This is a genomic window from Streptomyces sp. NPDC005438, assembly GCF_040606315.1.
GTDB lineage: Bacteria > Actinomycetota > Actinomycetes > Streptomycetales > Streptomycetaceae > Streptomyces.
In genome coordinates, this window is the sequence record NZ_JBEXEP010000006.1 from 370,764 (window position 1) to 392,662 (window position 21,899).

Annotated in this window: 2 protein-coding genes (1 of these 2 only partly in view); both read right to left on the reverse strand. The window is 74.9% G+C overall.

Annotation, left to right across the window (positions count from 1 at the left end; translation table 11 throughout):
* A complete protein-coding gene (locus ABZT14_RS15845; protein WP_356302126.1) occupies window positions 1-17,010 on the reverse strand; it encodes an amino acid adenylation domain-containing protein in 17,010 nt (5,669 codons plus the stop codon).
* Window positions 17,011-21,899, reverse strand: partial view of an amino acid adenylation domain-containing protein gene (locus tag ABZT14_RS15850; protein ID WP_356302129.1) — the 3' end only. The gene runs 10,672 nt beyond the window's last position; 4,889 of the gene's 15,561 nt are visible here — the last part of the coding sequence; the start codon falls outside the window, past its right edge; its stop codon occupies window positions 17,011-17,013. It abuts the gene before it with no gap.

Below are 21,899 nucleotides of genomic sequence, written 5' to 3' on the forward strand. Positions count from 1 at the left end.
TCAGCCCTCCTGGGTGACCTGGCGTACCAGCGCCGCCAGGGCCTCCACCCAGCCCTCGGCGAGTTGCCGCACCTCCTCCTGGGACAGCAGGCGCCCGGGCCACGCCCAGCCGGCGTTCAGCCGGGGTCGGCCGTCCGGGCCGTCCACCGCCGAGGCGGTGACGTCCAGCAGATAGCCGACCGGCATGTCCAGGTCGCGGCCACCGCCGAGGACCGCGCCCTCCGGGGCGGTGGCCCAGTCGGTGCCGTCCGGGGTGGCGGAGGCACCCTCGGCACCCTCGGCACCCTCGGCACCCTCGGCGGCGTGCTCGCCCGGTTCGGTGACCCCCGAACCGGCGTACCGGCCCAGGTAGTTGAACTGGGTCTCCATCACCCCGGCCCGCTCCAGGACCGGTCGGGTACGGGGGTTGAGGTAGCGCAGCATCCCGTAGCCGATGCCCCCGTCCGGTACCGCCGACAGCTCCCGCTCGGCCCGGCGCACCAGTTCGGGCAGCCCCTCGGCCCCCTCGGGCACCCCGGAGGCGTCCAGGCCCACCGGGCGTACCGAGGTGAACCAGCCCGCCGTGCGGGACAGGTCGGCGCCGGGCACCACCTGCTGCTCGCGGCCGTGCCCCTCCATGGCGACCACGGTGTGCGCGCCCTCGGCGTCGCCCCGTTCCGCCCGCCAGTCGGCCAGGGCCCGGGACAGGGCGCCCAGCAGCAGCGCGTCCACGGTGGCGCCGGTACGGGCGACCACGGTGGTCAGCAGGGGTTCGGTGTACTCGGCCGGCAACTCCACCCGCAGGTGGTCCAGCGAGCCCACGGTGTCCCTTGCCGGATCGAGGCGCTGGCCCGCCAGTGGCGCGCCGGCCAGCTGGAGCGTACGGCGCCAGTGGTCCAACTCCGCCTCCCGCTCGGGCTGTCCGGCGGCCTCGACCAGTCCCCGGGCCCAGCCCCGGAAGGAGGTCGGTACCGGCGGCAGCTCGGGGGCACGGCCCTCGGCGACGGCCTGCCACGCCTGGCGCAGGTCGGGGTGCAGGACCCGCCAGGTGACACCGTCCACCACCAGGTGGTGGGCCAGCAGCAGCAACCGGCCGGGCCGGTCGGGTCCGGCGTCGAACCACACCACCCGCAGCATCCGCCCGGCGTCCGGGTCCAGTTCCCGCACCGACTCCATCAGGTGGCGCCCCATCACCTCGGCCAGCGGTCGGCCCGCCGGGGTGTCGGTCACCTCCACCCGTCGGGTCAGCTCCTCGGCCCGTACGGTGCCCGGCTCGGGCACCACCAGGTTCCACGGGCCGCCCTCGCCCCGGTCCAGCCGGGAACGCAGCAACTGGTGGCGGTCCAGCAACGCCTGTACGGACGGCAGCAGTTGCTCCCAGCGCAGCGCGGCCGGCACCTGGAGCAGGGTGGACTGGGAGTACTCGTTGAGGGGGCCGCCGACCTCGCGCACCCACTCCAGGATCGGGGTGGCCGGCACCTCGCCCCAGCCCTCGGACTCCTCCTCCGCCACCAGGTGCTCGGCGCCCTCCAGACGGGGCGCCAGGGCGGCCGGCGTGCGCAGTTGGAACACCTGCCGTGGCGAGAGGTCCCAGCCGTCCGCCCGGACACGGCTGACCAGCTGGATGGAGACGATGCTGTCCCCGCCCAGGGCGAAGAAGTCGTCGTCCGCACCGAACCGGGGCAGGCCCAGCACCTCCGCCATGGCCCGGCACAGCGCGGTCTCCCGGGGGCCGACCGGTTCCCGGCCGCCGACCGCCGACCGGAAGTCCGGGGCGGGCAACCGGCCCTTGTCCAGCTTGGCGTTGGCGGTCATCGGCAACTCGTCCAACAGGACGAAGGCGGCCGGAACCAGGTGGTCCGGCAGCCGTTCGGCGACCCGGGCCCGCAGTTCGCCCGGTTCCGGGGCGCCGCCCGGACCGGGGACGACGTAGGCCACCAGCCGGCGTACGCCCCCGTCCTCCCGGGCCACCACGGCCGCCCGGGCGACCTCGGGCAGCTCGGACACCGCCTTCTCGATCTCGCCCAGCTCCACCCGGAAGCCCCGGATCTTGACCTGGTCGTCGACCCGGCCGAGGAACTCCACCGCGCCGTCGGGGGTCCAGCGGGCCAGGTCGCCGGTGCGGTAGAGCCGTCCGCCGTCGGCGGCGAAGGGGTCGGCGACGAACCGTTCGGCGGTCAGCCCGGGTCGGCCCAGGTAGCCCCGGGCCAGTCCGGCCCCGGCGAGGTACATCTCCCCCGCCACCCCGGGCGGCACCGGCCGCAGCCCGTCGTCCAGCAGGTAGACCCGGGCGTTGTCGACCGGGTGCCCGATCACCTGGCGTTCGGAGTCACGCACCCGGGCCAGCAGGGAGTCGACGGTGGCCTCGGTCGGGCCGTAGAGGTTAACGGTCTCGGTGTGCGGCAGCTTCCGCAGCCGCTCCCACTGGGCGTCCGGCACCGCCTCGCCGCCCACCCCGAGCAGCGGCAACGGGCAGTCGCCGTCCCGGGTCAGGCCCACCTGCTCCAGCTGGGCCAGCACCGAGGGGGCGACCTCGATGAAGTCCACGCCCTCGGTCCTGAGGTACGCCTCCAGGGCCTGGGGGTCCCGCTGGATCTCCTCGGACAGCACGTGCACGCAGTGGCCGTGGAACAGCCACAGCTGGGGCTGCCAGGAGGCGTCGAAGGAGAACGACCAGGCGTGGCCCACCTTCAGCCGGTGCCGTCCGGTGCGCTGGACCACCGGCTCGTACAGCGCCCTGCGGTGGCTGTGGAAGAGGTTGACCACCCCGCGCTGGGGGATCACCACGCCCTTGGGGGTGCCGGTGGAGCCGGAGGTGTAGATGACGTACGCCGGGTGTTCGGGCCGCAGGGGCCGCGTCCGGTCGCGGTCGGTGGGCGCGGCCGACGGCTGTCCGGCGATTTCGGCGCCCACCGAGGGGTCGTCCAGCACCAGCGCCTGGGCGGTGGGTACCCGCTCCCGTAGGGCACCGGTGGTGACCAGCAGTCGGGGGCGGGCGTCGTCCACCATGAAGGCGACCCGCTCGGGTGGGTAGTCCGGGTCCAGGGGCAGGTAGGCGGCACCGGCCTGGTGGACGGCGAGCAGGGCGACCAGGAACTCCTCGGTGCGCGGCAGCATCAGCGCCACCACGTCCTCCGGGCCGACGCCCCGCCCGATCAGGGTGTGGGCCAACCGGGCCGAACGCCGGCCCAGCTCCCCGAAGTCGAGGCTGGTCGTACCGCTGACCACGGCCGGCGCGGTGGGGTCCTCGGCGATCCGCTCGGCCAGCAGTGCCGGCAGGGTGCCGGGCGGGTCCGGCTGGTGGGTGGCGTTCCAGTCCACCAGCACCCGGTGCCGCTCCTCGGGCCGCAGGGCCTCCAGTGCGCGTACCGGGGCCGCCGGCTCCTCGGCCAGCCGGCCCAGCAGCCACTCCAGTCGGCCCAGCAGGTCGGCGGCCTGCTCCTCGGTGAACAGGTCCGGGCGGTACTCCAGGGTCAGCCGGCCGGCCGCCGGCTCCACCGCGAGGGTGAGCGGGTAGTGGGTGGCGTCGGCGCTGTCCCCGCCGGTGACCTCCAGCGCCCCGGAACGCTCGGCGTCCCGCAGTCCGTCGGCGTCCACCGGGTAGTTCTCGAACACCACGAGGGTGTCGAAGAGTTCACCGACTCCGGCGATCCGCTGGATCCGCGACAGCCCCAGGTGGGTGTACGGCAGCAGCTCGGCCTGTTCCCGCTGGAGGCGTGCCAGGGCCTCCACCACGTTCAGCCGTTCGTCGGGCCGCACCCGTACCGGCAGGGTGTTGATGAACAGTCCGACCATGCTCTCGACCTGCTCGAACTCCGGCGGACGGCCGGAGACCGTCACCCCGAACACCACGTCGTCGCGCCCGGTGTGGCGGGCCAGCAGCAGTCCCCAGGCGAACTGGGTGACCGTGTTGAGGGTCACCTCCGCACGCCGGGCCACCTCCCGCAACCGCTCCAGGAGTCGCGCGTCCAGGGCGGCGGTACGCCTCCGGGACAGCACCGGCACCCGGGCCGGGTCGGTCGGTGCCAGCAGGGTCGGTTCGGTGACCCCGGACAGGGCGCGCTCCCAGGCGTCCTGGGCGGCCCGCTCGTCCTGGGCGTCCAGCCACTTCAGGTAGTCCCGGAAGGGGCGCCGGGGGGCGGGCCGGGCCGAGGCGTCGGCCCGGGCCGCGTACAGCTGGAACAACTCCTGCATCAGCAGCGGGACGGACCAACCGTCCAGCACCAGGTGGTGGTTGGTCACCAGCAGGATCTGCCGCCGCGCGTCCACGCGCACCAGGCTCATCCGCACCAGGGGCGGGCGGGTGAGGTCGAAGGGGCGGAAGCGTTCCCGCTCGGTCAGCTCCCGCAGCCGGTCCTCCCGTTCCCCGGCGGGAACGGTGGACAGGTCCACCTCGGACCAGTCCGGCTCGACCTCCCCCAGGACGACCTGCACGGCCGAGGGGCTGGTGGAGGTGGTGACGAAGGCGGTCCGCAGGTTGGCGTTGCGTTCCAGCAGTTCGGCGACCGCCTCGCGCATGGCGGTCGGGTCCAGGTCGCCCGACAGCCGCAGGGCCAGTTGCATGGCGTAGACGTCGGGGCCGTCGTCGGCGAAGCCGGCGAGGAAGTGCAGGCCCTCCTGGAGCGGGGTCAGCGGCCAGACGTCGACCAGTTGGGGCAGGCGCTCCTGGAGTTCGTCGACCTCCCGCTGCCCCAGTTCCACCAGCGGGAAGTCCGAGGGGGTGTGGGTCGGTGCGAGATCCCGGCCGGCCCCGCCGGCCCGTTCGGCCAGTTCCTCCAGCGCCCGGGTCCACAGCCGGCTGAGGGTGCGGGCCTCCGGCTCGGGCAGCGCCCCGGGGGTGCCGCTCCAGCGGGCGACCAGGGTGGGGCCCTCCGGGCCGTCCACGGTGGAGGCGTTGACCTCCACCGGGAACAGTGACGGCACCGCCCGTCCGTCGGGGCGCAGCGGCGGCAGGTCCTCCGGTGCGGGTGCCCAGGTCGCGCTCTGGTCCCCGGTGTTGCCGTCGCCGGCCGGTGCGGCGGCCGAACCAGCCTGCCGGCCCAGGTAGTTGAAGACCAGGTCGGGGGTGCGCTCGGGGACCTCGCCGGTCAGCCGGGTCAGCAGTCCGTGGCCCACACCGCTGTCGGTGAAGGCGCGGTTCTCCTCCTTGGCGGCCCGCAGCAGGTCACGGGCCGAGGTGGCGTCCAGGGCCCGGTCGGTGGCGGCCTGGCCGGTGGCCAGCAGGACCGGGTACCAGGTGGTGAACCAGCCCACGGTGTCGGACAGGTCCGCGCCCGGCACCAGGGACTCCTCCCGGCCGTGGCCCTCGACGGCCACGACCTCGCCACCCGTGGGGTCCTCTCCCCGACCCGCGCGCCATCGGGCGACGGCCAGGGTGAGTGCCGCCAGCAGCACGTCCTGGATCGCACCGTGCACCGAGGCGGGTACGGGGGTGAGCAGGTCGGCCGTGACCCGGGGGCTCAACCGGACGTCCACGCTCCAGGGTTCGTCCGAGGTCGGGTCCGGTTCGGGCCGCTCCTCCAGCAGCGGGCGCACCCGGGCCGCGCGGTCACGCCAGTGCGCCACCTCGGCACGCCGCTCGGGTGCCTCGGCGGCGTCCTCCAGGCCCAGGGCCCACTGGCGGAACGGGCTGGTGGGTTCGCTGAGCCGCTCGGCCGGCCGGCCGGAGGCGGCGGCCTGGTACGCGGCGACCAGGTCGCCCAGCAGCACCCGCCAGGACACCCCGTCGACCGCCAGGTGGTGCACGACCAGCACCAGGCGGCCGGTGTGGCCCTCTCCCCGGTCGCCCCACACGGCGGACACCATCCGTCCGGCGCGGGGGTCGAGGGCGGCCACCGCCTCGGAGGCGTGCCGGGCCAGCGTCTCGGCCAGGTCCGGGCCGTCGAGCCGGCGCAGGTCCACCACCCGCAGCAGTTCCTCCACCGGCTGGTGGGCCTCCTCCGGCACTTCCAGGGCGATGTCCTCGCCCTCGCCGGTCAGCACCGCGCGCAGGGCGGGGTGCCAGCCCAGCAGTTCGGCCACGGCCGCGCGCAGGGTCTCGGCCGTGGCGTCCGCCGGGGTGGTCAGGTGCTGGTACTGGTGCGCGCCGTGTTCGGCGCCCCGCTCCAGGGCCCAGCGCATCATGGGCGTCGGCGGGGTCAGCCCGGTGGCCGGTACGTCGACCGCCGTGGCGGTCTCGGTGGTGGCCACCCGGGCGAGGGCGGCCGGGGTGCGGTGTTCGAACACGTCCCGGGCGGTGAGCCCCAGCCCGGCCCGACGGGCGCGGGCGACCAGCTGGATGGACAGGATGCTGTCGCCGCCCAGGGCGAAGAAGCTGTCCTCGGCGCCGACTTCGGGCAGGCCCAGCAGCCCGGCGTACAGCTCGGTCAGCAGCGCCTCGCGTACGCCCCGGGGGGCGACCCGGGTGGAGCGGGCGGTCAGGTCGGGCGCCGGCAGGGCGGAGCGGTCCAGCTTGCCGCTGGGGGTCAGCGGCAGGGTGTCCACGGTCAGCAGTGCCCCGGGCACCATGTGTTCGGGCAGCACTCCCGCCAGCCGTTCGCGGGCTTCCTCCAGGTCGGGGGTCTCCCCCGCCGAGGGCACCAGGTAGCCGGTCAGCAGCCGCTGCCCGGGCTGGTCCTCGCGGAGCACCACGGCGGCCGAGGCGATGTGGGGCAGCGCGGCGAGTTCGGCCTCGATCTCGCCCAACTCCACCCGCAGGCCCCGGAGTTTGACCTGTCCGTCGGCGCGGCCGACGAACACCAGCGCCCCGTCCGGGCGGCGGCGCACCAGGTCGCCGGTGCGGTACATCCGGGTGCCGGCCGGTCCGTACGGGTCGGCCAGGAAGCGTTCGGCGGTCAGCCCGGGGCGGCCCAGATAGCCCCGGGCCAGCTGGACCCCGGTCAGGTACAGCTCGCCGGTCACCCCGTGCGGCACGGGGCGCAACCAGGGGTCCAGCACCCGGGCGCCGGTGTTCCACACGGGCTGGCCGATGGGTACGCCCCTGCCGTCCCGGTCCGGGTCGGTGACCGCCCAGGCGGTCACGTCCACGGTGGCCTCGGTGGGCCCGTACAGGTTGTGCAGCTCCACCCCGGGCAGCGCCCGGTGGACCGCGCGGGCGGTGGCCGGGGTCAGGGCCTCGCCGCTGGCGAAGATCCGGCGCAGGCTGACGCACTCCCGGGCGGCCGGTTCCTCGGCGAAGGCGGCCAGCATGGAGGGGACGAAGTGCAGCGTGGTGACCTGGTGCCGTCGTACGGTCTCGGCCACCTGCGCCGGGTCGCGGTGCTGGCCGTCGGGCAGCACCACCAGGGGGGCGCCGCACAGCGCGGGCAGGAAGAACTCCCACACCGACACGTCGAAGCTGGCCGGGGTCTTCTGCAGCACCCGGTCCTCGGCGTCGGTCGGGTACCGGTCGGCCATCCACAGCAGCCGGTTGACCAGGGCCCGGTGGGTGACCGCCACGCCCTTGGGCCGGCCGGTGGAGCCGGAGGTGTACAGCACGTACGCGGTGTGGTCGCCGCGCAGCCCCTCGGGCGGCCCGACCGGTTCGGTTCCGGCCAGGGTGGCGCCGAGGGCGTCCAGGTCCACCACCGGCGCCCCGGTGGGCAGCTCCCGCGCCAACCCGCCGTGGGTGAGCACCACTTCGGGGGCGCTGTCGGTGAGCATGTGGGCGATCCGCTCGGCCGGGTAGCCGGGGTCGACCGGTACGTAGGCGCCGCCGGAGCGCAGCACCGCGTGCAGGGCGACCACCAGGTCCACCGAACGGGGAAGGGCCACCGCGACCCGGCTCTCCGGGCCGACGCCCTGGGCGCGCAGCCAGCCGGCGAGCCGGCCCACCCGCTGGTCGAACTCCCGGTGGCTGAGGCGGTGTTGGTCGTCCAGCACGGCCGGCGCCTCGGGGGTACGGGCGTGGGCGCGGGCCAGCAGGACCGGCAGCGGCTCGGGGGGCAGGTCCCGTGCCGGGCCCTCGTCCTGGCGTTCGCGGTCGGCCGGTTCGCCCTCGGGCAGCACCGGCACCCGGTGGAAGGGCACGTCCGGGGAGGCGACCAGGGCCCCGATCAGGTGGACGTAGCGGTCGGCCAGCGCCTGGGCGGTGTCCCGGTCGAACAGGCTGGTCTGGTAGGTGAGCATCCCGTTGACGCCGCCCCCGGAGGGGAGTTCGGCCAGGGTGAAGGACAGGTCGAACTTGGCCACTCCGGGGTCGGCGCCCAGCGGGGTGACCTCCAGGCCGGGCAGGGTCAGCGCCCGGTCGGTGACGTTCTGGAACACCAGCATCACCTGGAACAGCGGGTGCCGGGACAGCGAACGGTCCGGGGCGAGCAGTTCCACCAGCCGTTCGAAGGGCAGGTCGGCCTGGTCGAAGGCGGCCAGGTCCACCTGCCGTACGCGGTCCAGGAGTTGGCGGAAGGTGGGGTCGCCGGACAGGTCGGTGCGCAGCACCAGGGTGTTGACGAAGAAGCCCACCAGGTCGTCCAGGGCGGCGTCGGAGCGGCCGGCGACCGGGGTGCCGATCGGCAGGTCGGTACCGGCGCCGTGGCCGGCCAGCAGTACCGCCAGGGCGGCCTGGGCGGCCATGAAGCCGCTGGTGCCGGTCTCGGCGGTCAGCTCCCGCAGCCGGGCGTGGGTGTCGGGGTCCAGGGCGAAGGTGACGGTGGCGCCCCGGTGGTCCTCGGTGGCCGGCCGGGGCCGGTCCAGTGGGAGGGCCAGTTCCTCGGGGGCCTCGGCCAGGGTGCGGCGCCAGTAGTCGGCCTGCCGGGCGAGGAGGCTGTCGGGGTCGTCCTCCTCGCCGAGCACCTGGCGCTGCCACACCGAGTAGTCGGCGTAACTCACCGGCGGCGGGGTCCAGTCGGGGGCCGCGCCCCGGCGTCGGGCCGCGTAGGCGGTGCGCAGGTCCTCGGTCAGGGGCCGCATCGACCACTCGTCGCCCGCGATGTGGTGCAGGGTGACGGTCAGTACGTGTCGGGGCGCGTCACCGGGGCCCTCCTGGGGGAGCCGCAGCAGCCGGACGCGCAGCGGTATCCGGTCCACGATGTCGAGGGCGGTGGTGGCCTGGCGGTGGAGTTCGGCCTCCAGCCGGTCCTCGGGCACCTCCTCGGGGTCGAGGTCCACCTCCTCGCGGGCCCGGGCGGTGTCCAGGATCCGCTGGTAGGGCAGCCCGTCCACGTCCGGGAAGACGGTGCGCAGGCTCTCGTGCCGCTCCAGCAGGTCGCCGAGGGCGGCCCGGAGGGCGGGCAGGTCCAGCTCGCCGGTCAGTCGCAGGGCGAAGAACAGGTTGTAGGTGGCGCTGGGCCCCTCCAGCCGGTGCAGGAACCACAGCCGGCGCTGCGCGAAGGACAGCGGCAGCCGCTCGTCCTCGGTCCGCTCCCGGGGCACCAGGGGGGCCCGTACGTCCTCGCGCGGCAGTACGGCCTGGGCCAGGGCCGCCGGGGTGGGGTGGTCGAACACGTCGCGCAGCGCCACCTCGCAGCCCAGGGCGGAGCGCAGTCGGTTGGCCAGTCGCATGGCCAGCAGGGAGTGTCCGCCCAGGGCGAAGAAGTCCTGGTCGGGTCCGACGGCGGGCAACTCCAGTACCCGGGCGAACTGTTCGGTCAGCACCGCCTCCCGGGGGTCCCGGGCGGCGCGGGTGGACCCGGTGTCCGGCTGGCTGTCGGGGGCCGGCAGGGCGGAGCGGTCGATCTTGCCGTTGGGGGTGAGCGGCATCGCCGGCAGGTTCACCACCACCGAGGGCACCAGGTGTTCCGGGAGCCGCTCGCGCAGGTAGCCGCGGGGGTCCTCGGCCTGTCCGGTGACGTAGGCGACCAGTCGGGTCGCCCCGGTGGCGTCGGGCAGTCCGACCACCACCGCCTCGCCCACCTCGGGGTGGCTGCGCAGCCGGGCCTCGATCTCGCCGGGCTCCACCCGGTAGCCGCGTACCTTGAGCTGGTGGTCCACCCGGCCGAGCACGGTGAGGGTGCCGTCGGCCTCGACCCGGGCGAGGTCGCCGGTGCGGTAGATCCGCTCCCCCGCCGTGCCTCGGGGGTCGGCGACGAAGCGGGCGGCGGTGAGGCCGGGGCGGCCCAGGTAGCCCCGGGCGACTCCGGTCCCGCCGAGGTACAGCTCTCCCGGGGTGCCCACCGGTACCGGCCGCAGCCAGGCGTCCAGCACCCGCACGGTGGTGTTGCGCAGGGCGTGGCCGACGTGGGGGGCGCCGGTGCCGTCCAGGGGGGCGGCGGTGGACCACACGGTGGTCTCGGTGGGCCCGTAGAGGTTGAGCAACGCCCGCCCGCGCCCGGCCAGTCGGGCGGCCAGGTCGGCGGGCAGGGGCTCGCCGCCACTGAGGACGGTCAGCCCGTCCAGCAGTTCGGGGGTGGCCTCCACCAGCCCCTGCCAGAGCGAGGGGGTGGCCTGGAGGTGGGTGGCCCCGGTGTCCTGGGCGAAGCGGCTCAGCAGGCGCGGGTCACGTACCCGTTCCCGGTCGGCCAGCAGCACGGTGCCGCCGGTGACCAGGGGGACGAACAGTTCCAGGGCGGCGATGTCGAAGCTGACCGTGGTGACCGCCAGCAGCCGGTGGCCGGGGCCGAAGGTGAGCCGGTCGGCCATGTCGTCCAGCAGGTTGGCCAGGTTGCGGTGGCTGACGACCACGCCCTTGGGGTTGCCGGTGGAGCCGGAGGTGTGGATGACGTAGGCGGTCTCGTGCGGGTTCGGTGCCCTGCCGGGCAGGTCCGGGACGGTCTCCTCGCCGGGAGCCAGCAGGGGCGAGTCGCCCTCGACCACCAGCAGCGGCCGGGCGTCCTCGCGCAGGTAGGCGATCCGTTCGGCGGGGAAGTCCGGGTCGATCGGTACGTAGCCGGCGCCGGTGGCGGAGACCGCCAGCAGGGTGGCCACCAGGTCGGCGGTACGGGGCAGGCAGACGCCCACCAGGGTGCCGGGGGCCGCTCCCCGTTCGGTGAGGCGGGCGGCGAGGGTGCTCACCCGGCGCAGCAGCCGGTCGTAGGTCCACTCGGCGGGTTCCCCGGTGGTGTCCGTGACGACCAGGGCGACCGCCTCGGGGGTGGCCTTGGCCTGCCACTCGAACCGTTCGGCGAGGGTCAGCGGGGTGACCTCGGCGGTGGGGCCGTCCAGCCTCGGATGCTCGGCGGTGGTGGGGGCGAGTTCGGCCACGGCGCGTTCGGGCCGGCCCACCAACTCTTCGAGCGCCGTGACGAGTTGGGCGCCGATGGTCCGGGCGCGATCGGCGTCCAGCAGTTCGGGACGGTGGTCCAGGGCGAGGGCGAGTTGGCGGTCTCCGGGCAGGGCGACCAGCACCAGCGGGTAGTGGGTGGCGTCGTGGCCCTCCGCCCCGGTGACGTCCAGTCCGGCTCCGCGCTCGGCGCGGCGCAGGGTCTCGGCGTCCACCGGGAAGTTCTCGAACAGCAGCAGGGTGTCGAAGAGTTCGCGGTGTCCGGCGAGCCGCTGGAGTTCGGCCAGCGAGGCGTACTGGTGGTCCATCAGCCGGGCCTGCTGGGCGGAGACCTGGGCCACCAGTTCGGCCCCGGTCTGGTCGGGGCGGGCGGTGACCCGGGTGGGCACGGTGTTGATGAACAGGCCGATGATGCCCTCAGAGCCCTCCAGGTCGGCGGGCCGGCCGGAGACGGTCATCCCGAAGACGGCGTCCTGCCGTCCGGTGAGCCATCCCAGCAGCAGGCCCCAGGCGGTCTGGAGCACGGAGCCGACGGTGACCTGCCGGGCGCGGGCGAAGTCGAAGAGCCGCTCGACCAGTCGCGCGTCCAGCGGCACCTGGACCCGTTCGGGTACCCCGGCGGGCAGGTCGGCCGCCCCGGGTACCAGTCGGGTGGGCCCCTCGATGTCGGCCAGGGCCGCCCGCCACAGTTCCTCGGTCTCGGCCCGGTCCCGGTCGGCGAGCCACACCAGGTAGTCGCGGTAGGGGCGGGGGGCCGGCTGGGGGGTGCCCTGGTAGAGGGCCAGCAGGTCCTGGATCAGCAGTGGGCCGGACCAGCCGTCGAGCAGGATGTGGTGGGAGGTGACCGCCAGCAGTTGGCGTTCCTCCCCGAGGCGTACCAGGGTGAAGCGCACCAGGGGCGGGGCGGTCAGGTCGAAGCGTCGGGAGCGTTCCCGGCGCAGCAGTTCCTCCGCCTCGGCCCGCGCTTCGGGGCTGTCACCGAGGTGCTCGACCCGCCAGGGCACGGTCGCCCTCTCCGGTACGGCCTGGAGCGGTTCGTCCTCGCCCCGGTCGTGGAAGGCGGCCCGCAGGTTGGGGTGGCGTTCCAGCAGGGTGCCCGCGGCGCGCCGCATCCGTTCGGCGTCCAGCGGGCCGCTGATCTCCAGCGTCAACTGGGTGGTGTAGACGTCGAGTTCGCCGGTGGATTCCGCGCCCAGGCTGGCCAGGAAGTACAACCCCTGCTGGAGGGGGGACAGCGGCAGCAGGTCCGACAGCGGTCCGTGGGCGGACTCCAGCTCGTCGATCACCGGCTGGTCGACGGTGACCAGGGGGAAGTCCGAGGGGCTGTGCCCGCCGGCCGCCGACTGGTCCAGGTGCCGGTGGAGGGTACGCAGCGCGGCCAGCCACAGTTCGGCCAGCCGCTCGACCTCGGGGCGGTCCCACAGCCGCTCGGGGAAGGTGAACGCGGCCTGGAGCACCGGGCCTTCGGGGCCGTCCACGGCGGAGGCGTTCAGTTGCAGGGCGTGGGAGAGCGGCAGCCGGTCGTCGGCGCCTCCGCCCAGGGAGCCGGCGACCGCCGGGGTCCAGGGGGCGGGGGTGTGCTGGTCGGAGCCGGTGCCGGCGAAGCGGCCCAGGTAGTTGTAGCCGATGGCCGCCGGGGGCACCTCGGCCAGGCGGGGCCCCAGCTCGGGGTGCAGGTGGCGCAGCAGTCCGTGGCCGATCCCCTGGTCGGGCGCGGCCCGTAGCTGTTCCTTGACCCGCTTGAGTACGGTGCCGACCCGCTGGCTGTCCCCCACGTCGGGGGCGGTGTCGCCGACATCCAGGCGTACCGGGTGGACGCTGGTGAACCAGCCGACGGTACGGGACAGTTCGGCCCCGGGTACGGCGTCCTCGACCCGCCCGTGGCCCTCCAGGTCCACCAGTACGGGGTCAGCCGCGCCCCGCCAGGCGACCAGGGCCATGGCCAGTGCGGTCAGCAGCACCTCGTCCGGCCCGGCGTGGTAGCGGTCGGGCAGTTCGGTCAGCAGGGGGCCGGCCACCTCGGGGTCCAGCCGCACCGAGACCGTACGGGCGCTGCCCAGGGTGTCGCGCTCGGGGTCCAGCGGGGGCGCGATCGGGGTGGCGTCGGCGAGGGACAGCCAGTGGTCGGCCTCGTCGGCGCGCCGCTCGGCGGCCTTCCGCAGTCCCTCGGCCCAGAGGCGGAACGGAGTGCCCACGGGCGGCAGTTCGGGGCGGCGCCCGGTGCGGGCGGCCTCGAAGGCGGTGGCCAGGTCCTCGCCCAGCACCCGCCAGGAGACGCCGTCCACCACCGCGTGGTGGATCAGCAGGGCCAGCAGTCCGCCCCGGTCGGGGCCGGCGTCCAGCCACACCGCGCGCAGCATCACCCCGGCCCGGGGGTCCAGTCGGTCGGCGGCCTCGCGGGCGTGCCGGCGCAGGGTGGGTACCAGGTCGGCCTCGGGGGTGGTGACCGCCTCGATCCGGGTCAGCGGGGTGGCCGGGCCGGTGGTGCCGGGCGGGGGAACCTCCAGGGCCTGGTCGGTGAGGGTGGCCCGCAGCAGGTCGTGGTGGTCACGTACCGCCGCCAGCCCGTCGAGCAGGGTCTGTTCGGTGGTGCCGGGCGGGGTGTGCAGCACGGTGGACTGGTGGTAGTCGGACAGGGGTCCGCCGCGTTCCACCAGCCAGCGCAGGATGGGGGTCAGCGGTACGGTGCCGCTGCCCTCGCCCCGTTGGACGGCCGGGGCGGCCTCCACGGGCCGGGCGACGGCGGCCAGCCGCTCCACGGTGCGCTGCTCGAACACCTCGCGCGGGGTGAGCCGCAGTCCCCGGCGCCGGGCCGCGCCGACCAGTTGGATGGAGGAGATGCTGTCCCCGCCCAGGGCGAAGAAGCTGTCGTGGGCGCCGACCTCCGGCAGCCGCAGTACCTCGCGGAAGAGCGCGGCCACCTCCTCCTCGGCGTCGGTGCGCGGGGCGGGGCCGGAGCCGGTGGCGGCCTGGAAGTCGGGGGCGGGCAGGGCGGCGCGGTCGATCTTGTTGGCCCGGGTCAGGGGCAGCGCGTCCAGGGTGACGAAGGCGGCGGGCACCATGTGTTCGGGCAGCGACCCGGCCAGGTGGGCGGCGAGTTCGGCGGCGTCGGGCGCCTGGTCCGGGCCGCCCTCGGCCACCACGTGGGCGACCAGCCGGCGGGTGCCCTGGGCGTCGGCGTGGTCGCTGACCACGGCCTGGCGGATGGCCGGGTGGGCGGTGAGCTGGGCCTCGACCTCTCCGGGCTCGACCCGGAACCCCCGGATCTTCAGCTGGTGGTCGGTACGTCCGGCGTACTCCAGCTCACCGTGCTCGTTCCAGCGGCACAGGTCACCGGTGCGGTACATCCGCTCGCCGGGCCCGTCGAAGGGGTTGGCGACGAAGCGGTCGGCGGTCAGGTCGGGGCGGCCCAGGTAGCCCCGGGCCAGGCCCACGCCGGCGAGGTACAGCTCCCCCAGTACGCCGGGGGCGACCGGGCGCAGGGCGTCGTCCAGTACGTAGGCGCGCTTGTTGACGTCGGGGGGGCCGATGGGCACCGGTCCCCCCGTCCAGTCGGCGGGGACCCGCCAGGTGGCGGAGTTCACCACCGCCTCGGTCGGACCGTAGGCGTTGAACAGCCGGTGGCGGCTGGCCCAGGAGCGGATGACCTCGGCCGGCAGTGCCTCGGTCCCGACGATCAGGCTCAGCTCGGGGGGCAGTTGGGCGTCCGGGGGCAGCGAGGCGACCACGGTCGGTGGGATCACGCCCAGGGTGATCCGGGCCTCGACCAGGAAGTCGGCCAGGGGCCGGCCGGCTCGGCGCTCCTCGGGGACGACCACCAGGGTGGCGCCGGCGAACAGGGAGTTGGCCAGCTCGCAGAAGGTCACGTCGAAGCTGGGTGAGGCGAACTGGGTGACCCGGTCACCGGGGCCGGTACCGAAGCAGTCGTGGGCCCAGGCGACCAGGTCGACCAGGGGCCGGTGCTCCACCAGGACGCCCTTGGGCCGGCCGGTGGAGCCGGAGGTGTAGATCAGGTACGCGCCGTGCCGCAGGCGCAGGGGTGCGCGGCGGTCGGCGTCGGTGGGGTCGTGGTCGGGCCCGCCCGGCGCCCAGGCCCCCTCGACGGGCAGCACCGGGACGTGGGGTGCCCAGGGCGAGGGGTCCACGCCCCGCTGGCCGATCAGGACCCGGGGCCGGCTGTCACCCACCAGGTCGGCCAGCCGGTCGGTCGGGTAGTCGGGGTTGAGGGGGGCGAAGACGCCCCCCGCCTTGGCCACCGCCAGTTGGGCCACGTACACCGGGGCGCCCCGGTGCAGGGCGACGCCCACCACGTCCTCGGGGCCCACCCCGGCGGCGATCAGCTGGTGGGCCAACCGGTTGGCGTGGGCGTTGAGTTCGGCGTAGGTGAGGCTCTGGTGTCCGTCCACCACGGCCGGTTGGTCGGGGTGCTGGGCAGCCCGCCGCTGGAACAGTCCGGGCAGGGTGTCCGGTTCCAGGGGACGCTGGTCGGCGTTGAAGGTGTGCCGTACCAGCCGGCGCTCGCCCTCGGTGAGCGGGTCCAGCCGGGCCAGCCGGCGCCCGGGGTCGGCGACGAACTGCTCGACCACCCGGCGGGTGCGCTGGGCGAGCACCCGGGCCCGCTCAGGGCTGAAGGCGTCCTCGCGGTAGCGCAGCCGCAGGCTGAGCCCGCCGTCGGCGGCGGGGGCGGCCACCAGGGTGAGGGGGTAGTGGGTGGCGTCCTGACCGCTGATGGCGGCGACCCGCAGTCCGGCGAACTCCTGGGGCTCACCGGCCTGTTGCTCGTCGGCGCCGGCGGCGCTGTCAGCGCCCTCGACCAGGTAGTTCTCGAACACGCACAGGGTGTCGAACAGCGGCCCGCCGAGGCCGGCGGCCTTCTGCACCTCGGTCAGCGGGGTGTGGTGGTGGGCCAGCAGGGCCGTCTGTTCGGCGCCGACCTCCCGCAGCAGGGCGGTGAGGGTCCGCTCGGGGCGGCTCCGCACCCGTACCGGCAGGGTGTTGATGAACAGGCCCACCATGGACTCCACCCCGGCCAGTTCGGGCGGCCGGCCGCTGACGGTGGTGCCGACCACCACGTCGGCGCGTCCGGTCAGCGCGCCCACCACCAGTGCCCACAGGGTCTGTACGACCACCGGGGCGGTCAGGTCCAGGTCCCGGGCCCGGTCCAGCAGGGCGCGGCCCAGCTCCGGGCCCAACTCCACGTCCTGGGTGCCCGGTTCGGCCGGGGCGGACTGGGCCAGTTCGGGGGCGACCAGGGTGGGCCCGTCCAGTCCGGCCAGCGCCTCCTGCCAGACCCGCTGGTCGGCCTTGGGGTCCCGTTCGGCGGTCCAGGCGAGGTAGTCGCGGTACGGGCGGGGGGTGGGCAGTTCCGCGTCGCCGTCGCCGCCGCCGTCGGCCCGGTACAGGGCGAACAGCTCCTGCACCACCCGGGCGGTGGACCAGCCGTCCAGCAGCAGGTGGTGGTGGGTGAACAGCAGCCGGTACCGCTCCGGTTGGAGCCGCAGGGCGGTGAACCGGACCAGGGGCGGGGTGGCCAGGTCGAACCGGGCCCGACGGTCCGCCTCCGTCAGCCGCTCCAACCGGCGTTCCCGCTCGTCGGGTTCCAGTCCCGACAGGTCGATGTCGGTCCACGGCAGGGGCACCTGATGGGGAATCAGGGTGACCGGTTCACCGTTCTTCCGCTGCCGGAACGCCGCCATCAGGTTGGGGTGGCGGCGCAGCAGCGCCTCGCCGGCCCGGTGCAGCCGGGCCTGGTCCAGGGGTCCTTCGAGTTCGAAGCTGAGCTGCACGTTGTAGACGTCCCACGCGCTGTCGTCGTACGACGACAGGAAGTACAGCCCCTTCTGCAGGGGGGACAGCGGGAGGATGTCCTGCAGTCCTGAGCGTTGGGCGCTGGTCACTTAGATTCTCCACTCATCTTCGAACTCGTCGATTTCGTCCTGGCTCAAAGACAGCAGGCCAAGATCGGACGGGGTGTGGCCGGCGGCGTCGCCCCGGGCGCTGTCCACCAGCGTCCGCAGCGCGGTACGCCACCACTGGTCCAGCTCGGTGATCCACTCGGCCGGGACCGGGCCGGTGGCGTGGTGCCAGGTGACGGCCAGTTCGGTGCCCGAGGGCCGGCGTAGCGCGGTGATGTTGAGGTCCACCGCCACGTGCACCTCCAGGGCGCTGGGCTCGCGCCACACCTGCGCGGACTCGGGGCTGGGGGTCCAGGGGCGCGGCTCGGCGGTCTGGTCCTCCGCGCGCTCCCCCACCTCGAAGCGGCCCAGGTAGTTGAAGCCGATCTGGGGGCGGGCGCCGGCGGCCAGGGTGGGCGCCGACTCGGGGTCGAGGTAGCGGAGTTGGCCGTAGCCGACACCGTGGTCGGGTACCGCCCGCAGTTCCTCCTTGAGCCTCTTCAGGACCCGGCCGGCCAGTTCGGGGTCGGTCAGGGCGGCCTGCGGGTCGGCGCCGTCCAGGCCGAGGCGCACCGGGTAGAGGTTGGTGAACCAGCCCACCGTCCGGGACGGTTCCCGGTCCAGCAGCCCGGTGTCCCGACCGTGGCCCTCCAGCAGCACCAGCGTGGAGTCCGCCCGGCCGTGCCGGGCCCGGGCGAGGGCCAGGGTGAGGGCGGTCAGTAGCACCTCCTGCTCGCCGCAGTGGAAGGCCGTCGGCACCTCCTGGAGCACCGCCTCGGCCAGGTCGCCGGTGACCGAGGTGGACAGTTCGGCGACGGTGTCCGGGGTGTCCGCCCGGGGGTCCAGGGCCCGTACGCCCAGGGGCAGTTCGAGCTGTCCGACCTGGCCGCTCCAGTACGGCAGTTCCTCACGCCGGTCGGCGGCGCCCTCCCGCAGGGCCTTCGCCCAGGTGCGGAAGGACACCTCCACCGGCGGCGGGGGCACCGAGTCGTCGTCCTGGCACAGCTGCTCCAGGTCCGGCAGCAGCACCCGCCAGGACACGGCGTCCACCACCAGGTGGTGGGCGACCAACAGCAGCCGGCCGGTACGGCCCCCGCCCTGGTCGAACCAGACGGCCCGCAGCATCAGCCCCTGTTCGGGGGCCAGTTCGGTGGCCGCCCGCCGCGAGTGGGTCCGTATCTCTTCCTCCAGGGAGCCGTCCACGGTCACCGCGCGGAACCAGCCCGCACCGGGGTGCGGCTCCTCGGGCACCCGCAGCACCTCGGCGTCCCAGTCGACCCGGGCGGCCAACACGGGGTGATGGGCGACCAGTCGGGTCAGGGCCCGCTCCAGCCGTGCCGCGTCCAGGCCGGCCGGGGTGGTGACCAGGATCGACTGGCCGTAGGTGCGGTGGTCGCCGCCGCGCTCGCGCATGGCGTGCATCACCGGGGTGAGCGGCACCTCGCCGTGGCCGGGGTCGTGGGCCCCGCCGGCCTCGTCCGCGCGGCGGGCGACCTCGGCGAGGGCGGCCACGGTGCGCTGCTCGAACACCTCGCGCGGGGTGATCACCCAGCCCTGTCGCCGGGCGGCGCTGACCAGTTGGATGGAGGTGATGCTGTCCCCGCCGAGGGTGAAGAAGCTGTCATGGGCGCCGACCGAGGGCAGGCCCAGCAGTTCGGCGAAGAGGTCGGCCAGCACCTGCTGGGCCTCGCCCTCGGGGCGCTGCTCCCCGGCCTCGGCACGCGGCGGCTCGGGCAGTGCGGCGCGGTCCAGCTTGCCGTTAGCGGTCAGCGGGAACCGGTCCATCACCACCACGGCGGCCGGGACCATCGCGGGGGGCAGCTGTCCGGTCAGGTGCCGCAGCAGCTCCTTCTCCTCCGGCTGTCCGGGCTGGTCCCGGTCGCCGGTCACGTAGCCGACCAGCAGGGCGGGGCCGTCCTCCGGCTGGCGCGCGACGACGGCCGCGTCCCGTACCCCGGGGTGGGTGAGCAGGGCGGCGCGGATCTCGTCGGGTTCGATCCGTACGCCGCGCAGCTTCAGCTGGTCGTCGGCGCGGCCGGCGAACTCCAGCTCGCCCCGGCGGTTCCAGCGGGCCAGGTCGCCGGTGCGGTACATCCGGGAGCCGGCCGGCCCGTACGGGTCGGCCAGGAAGCGTTCGGCGGTGCGGCCGGTCTCGCCGAGGTAGCCGAGGGCCAGTTGGGCACCGGCCAGGTACAGCTCGCCGGTCAGCCCGGGGGGTACCGGGCGCAGTCGCTCGTCCAGCACGTAGGCGCGGGTGCCGGCCCCGGGGGTGCCCAGCGACACCATGTCGCCCTCGCCGGGTACGGCGGTGCGGGCGGTGACGTCGACGGCGGCCTCGGTGGGCCCGTACTGGTTGACGACCGGGGCGGGTATCCGTTCCGCGCAGTCCCGCACCAGGGCGTCGCTGAGGGCCTCGCCCCCGGCGAACACCCAGCGCAGGCCCTCGCAGTGGGCCGCCGCCGGCTCGGCGGCGAACAGCGCCAGCATGGAGGGGACGAAGTGGACGGCCGTCACCCGTTCCCGGGCGATGAGTTCGGCCAGGTACGCCGGGTCGCGGTGCCCGTCGGGGCGGGCCACCACCACGGCCGCCCCGCGCAGCAGGGGGCCGTAGACCTCCCACACCGACACGTCGAAGCCGGGTGCCGCCTTGCACAGCATCCGGTCGCCCGGGCCGAGGGGGAAGTGCCGTTGGGTCCAGGCCAGTCGGTTGCCCAGCGCCCCGTGCGGTACCGCGACCGCCTTGGGCCGGCCGGTGGAACCGGAGGTGTGCAGGACGTAGGCGGGCGACGCCGGGTGCGGGTCGGTCAGCGGGCAGGGCTCGGCCTGATCGGTCCGCGCCCGTATGGCCGGGTCGTCCAGCACCAGGGCGGTCGGGGCGTCCGGGCCAGACGGCAGCCGGTCGGCGGAGGCCCGGTCGGTGAGCGTCAGCCGGGGCGGGTTGTCGGCCAGCATTCCGGCCAGCCGGACCGTGGGGTGCGCCAGGTCGAGCGGCATGTAGACGCCGCCGGCCCGGTGCACCGCGTGGGCGGCCACCACCAGGGCGGCCGACCGGGGCAGGGCCACGGCCACCAACTCACCGGGGCGCAGGCCGTGTTGCCTCAGTACGGTGGCCAGCCGGGCGGACTCGTCCAGCAGTTTGGCGTAGGTGAGGGTGCCCTCGGGGTGGAGCACCGCCGGGGCGTCGGGGGTACGGGCGGCCTGCTCGGCGAAGGCAGCCGGCAGGCTGGGGGCCTCCACCGGGGGTTCGGGGCTGGCCCACTCCTCCAGCAGCCGCCGTTCCTCCTCGGGGCCGTACAGGGGCAGGTCCCCCACCGGGCGGCCGGGGCGGTCGGCGAAGGCCTCCAGCACCCGGAGGAACTGGTCGGCCACCTCCCGTACCGTCCCGGGGTCGAACAGGTCGGTGCGGTAGGTGATGCCGCCGGTCAACTCCCCGTCCGGGCCGGGGGCCTTGACCAGGGTGAAGGTCAGGTCGAACTTGGCGGTACGGGTGTGGACCGCCAGCGGTTCGGTCCGCCGCTCCCCCAGGCGCGGCCCGCTGGTGCTGAGCGTCTGGTGGTTGAGCATCACCTGGAACAGGGGGTGCCGGGACAGCGAGCGTTCCACGCCCAGCAGGTCCACCAGCCGTTCGAAGGGCACCTGGGAGCGGTCGAAGTCGGCCAGGTCGGCGGTCTTGACACGGTCCACCAGCTCCCGGGGGCTGGGGTCGCCGGACAGGTCGGTGCGCAGCACCAGAGTGTTGACGAAGAAGCCCACCAGGTCGTGGAGGGCGGCCTCCTCCCGTCCGGCGATCAGGGTGCCGACCGGCAGGTCGGTGCCGCCGCCCCAACGGTGCAGCAGGGTGGCCAGGGCGGCGTGGGAGACCATGAAGGGGGTGGCCCCGGTCTCCCGGGCGAGCCGGTCCAGGCCCTCCCGGACGCGTTCGGGCACCTGGAACTCCACCACGTCGCCGTCCTGGCCGGCCTGCGGGCTCCGGGGCCGGTCCACCGGCAGGGGCAGTTCGTCGGGGGTGTCGGCGAGGCGGTCGCGCCAGTAGGCGATCTGCCGGCTGACCTCGCTGTCCGGCTGCTCCTCGGCGCCCAGTACCTCGCGCTGCCAGAGGGTGTAGTCGACGTAACCGACCGGCAGGGGGCGCCAGTCGGGCTGGTCGCCGGCCAGTCGGGCCCGGTAGGCGGTGGACAGGTCGTCCAGCAGCGGACGTACCGACCACTCGTCGCCGCTGATGTGGTGCAGCACCAGCAGCAGCGCGTCCCGTCCGTCCTCGGAGCGGGCCAGGACGGCGCGCAGCGGTGTCTCGCGGGCGAGGTCGAAGGGCCGGCCGGCCTCCCGACGCAGGGCGTCCGCCACCGCCTCGGGCGGCAGGGTGGTCACCGACAGCGGGACCTCGACCTCGTGCGGGGCGCGTACCCGCTGTACGGCCTGGCCGTCCTCCTCGGGGAAGACGGTGCGCAGCGTCTCGTGCCGTTCGGTCAGGTCACGCAGGGCGGCGCTGAGCGCCTCCCGGTCCACCCGGCCGTCCAGCCACAGGGCGATGGGCACGTTGTAGGCCGCCGAGGGGCGTTCCTGGAGCCGGTCCAGGAACCACAGCCGCTGCTGGGCCGGGGAGAGCGGCAGCCGCTCCGGCCGGGGGTAGGGGCGCAGCGGTACGGCCAGCCGGTCGCCGGGGCGCAGCAGCGCGGCGGTGGCGGCCGGGGTACGGGTCTGGAACAGCTGCCGCACCGACAACTCCGCCTCCAGGGCGGCCCGTACGGTGCCGACCAGACGCATCGCGGACAGCGAGTGGCCGCCCAGGGCGAAGAAGTCGTCGCCCGGTCCGATCCGGTCCAGGCCCAGCGCGTCGCCGAACAGTCGGCACAGCAGTTCCTCGCGCTGGCCCAGGGCGGCGGGCTCCTGTC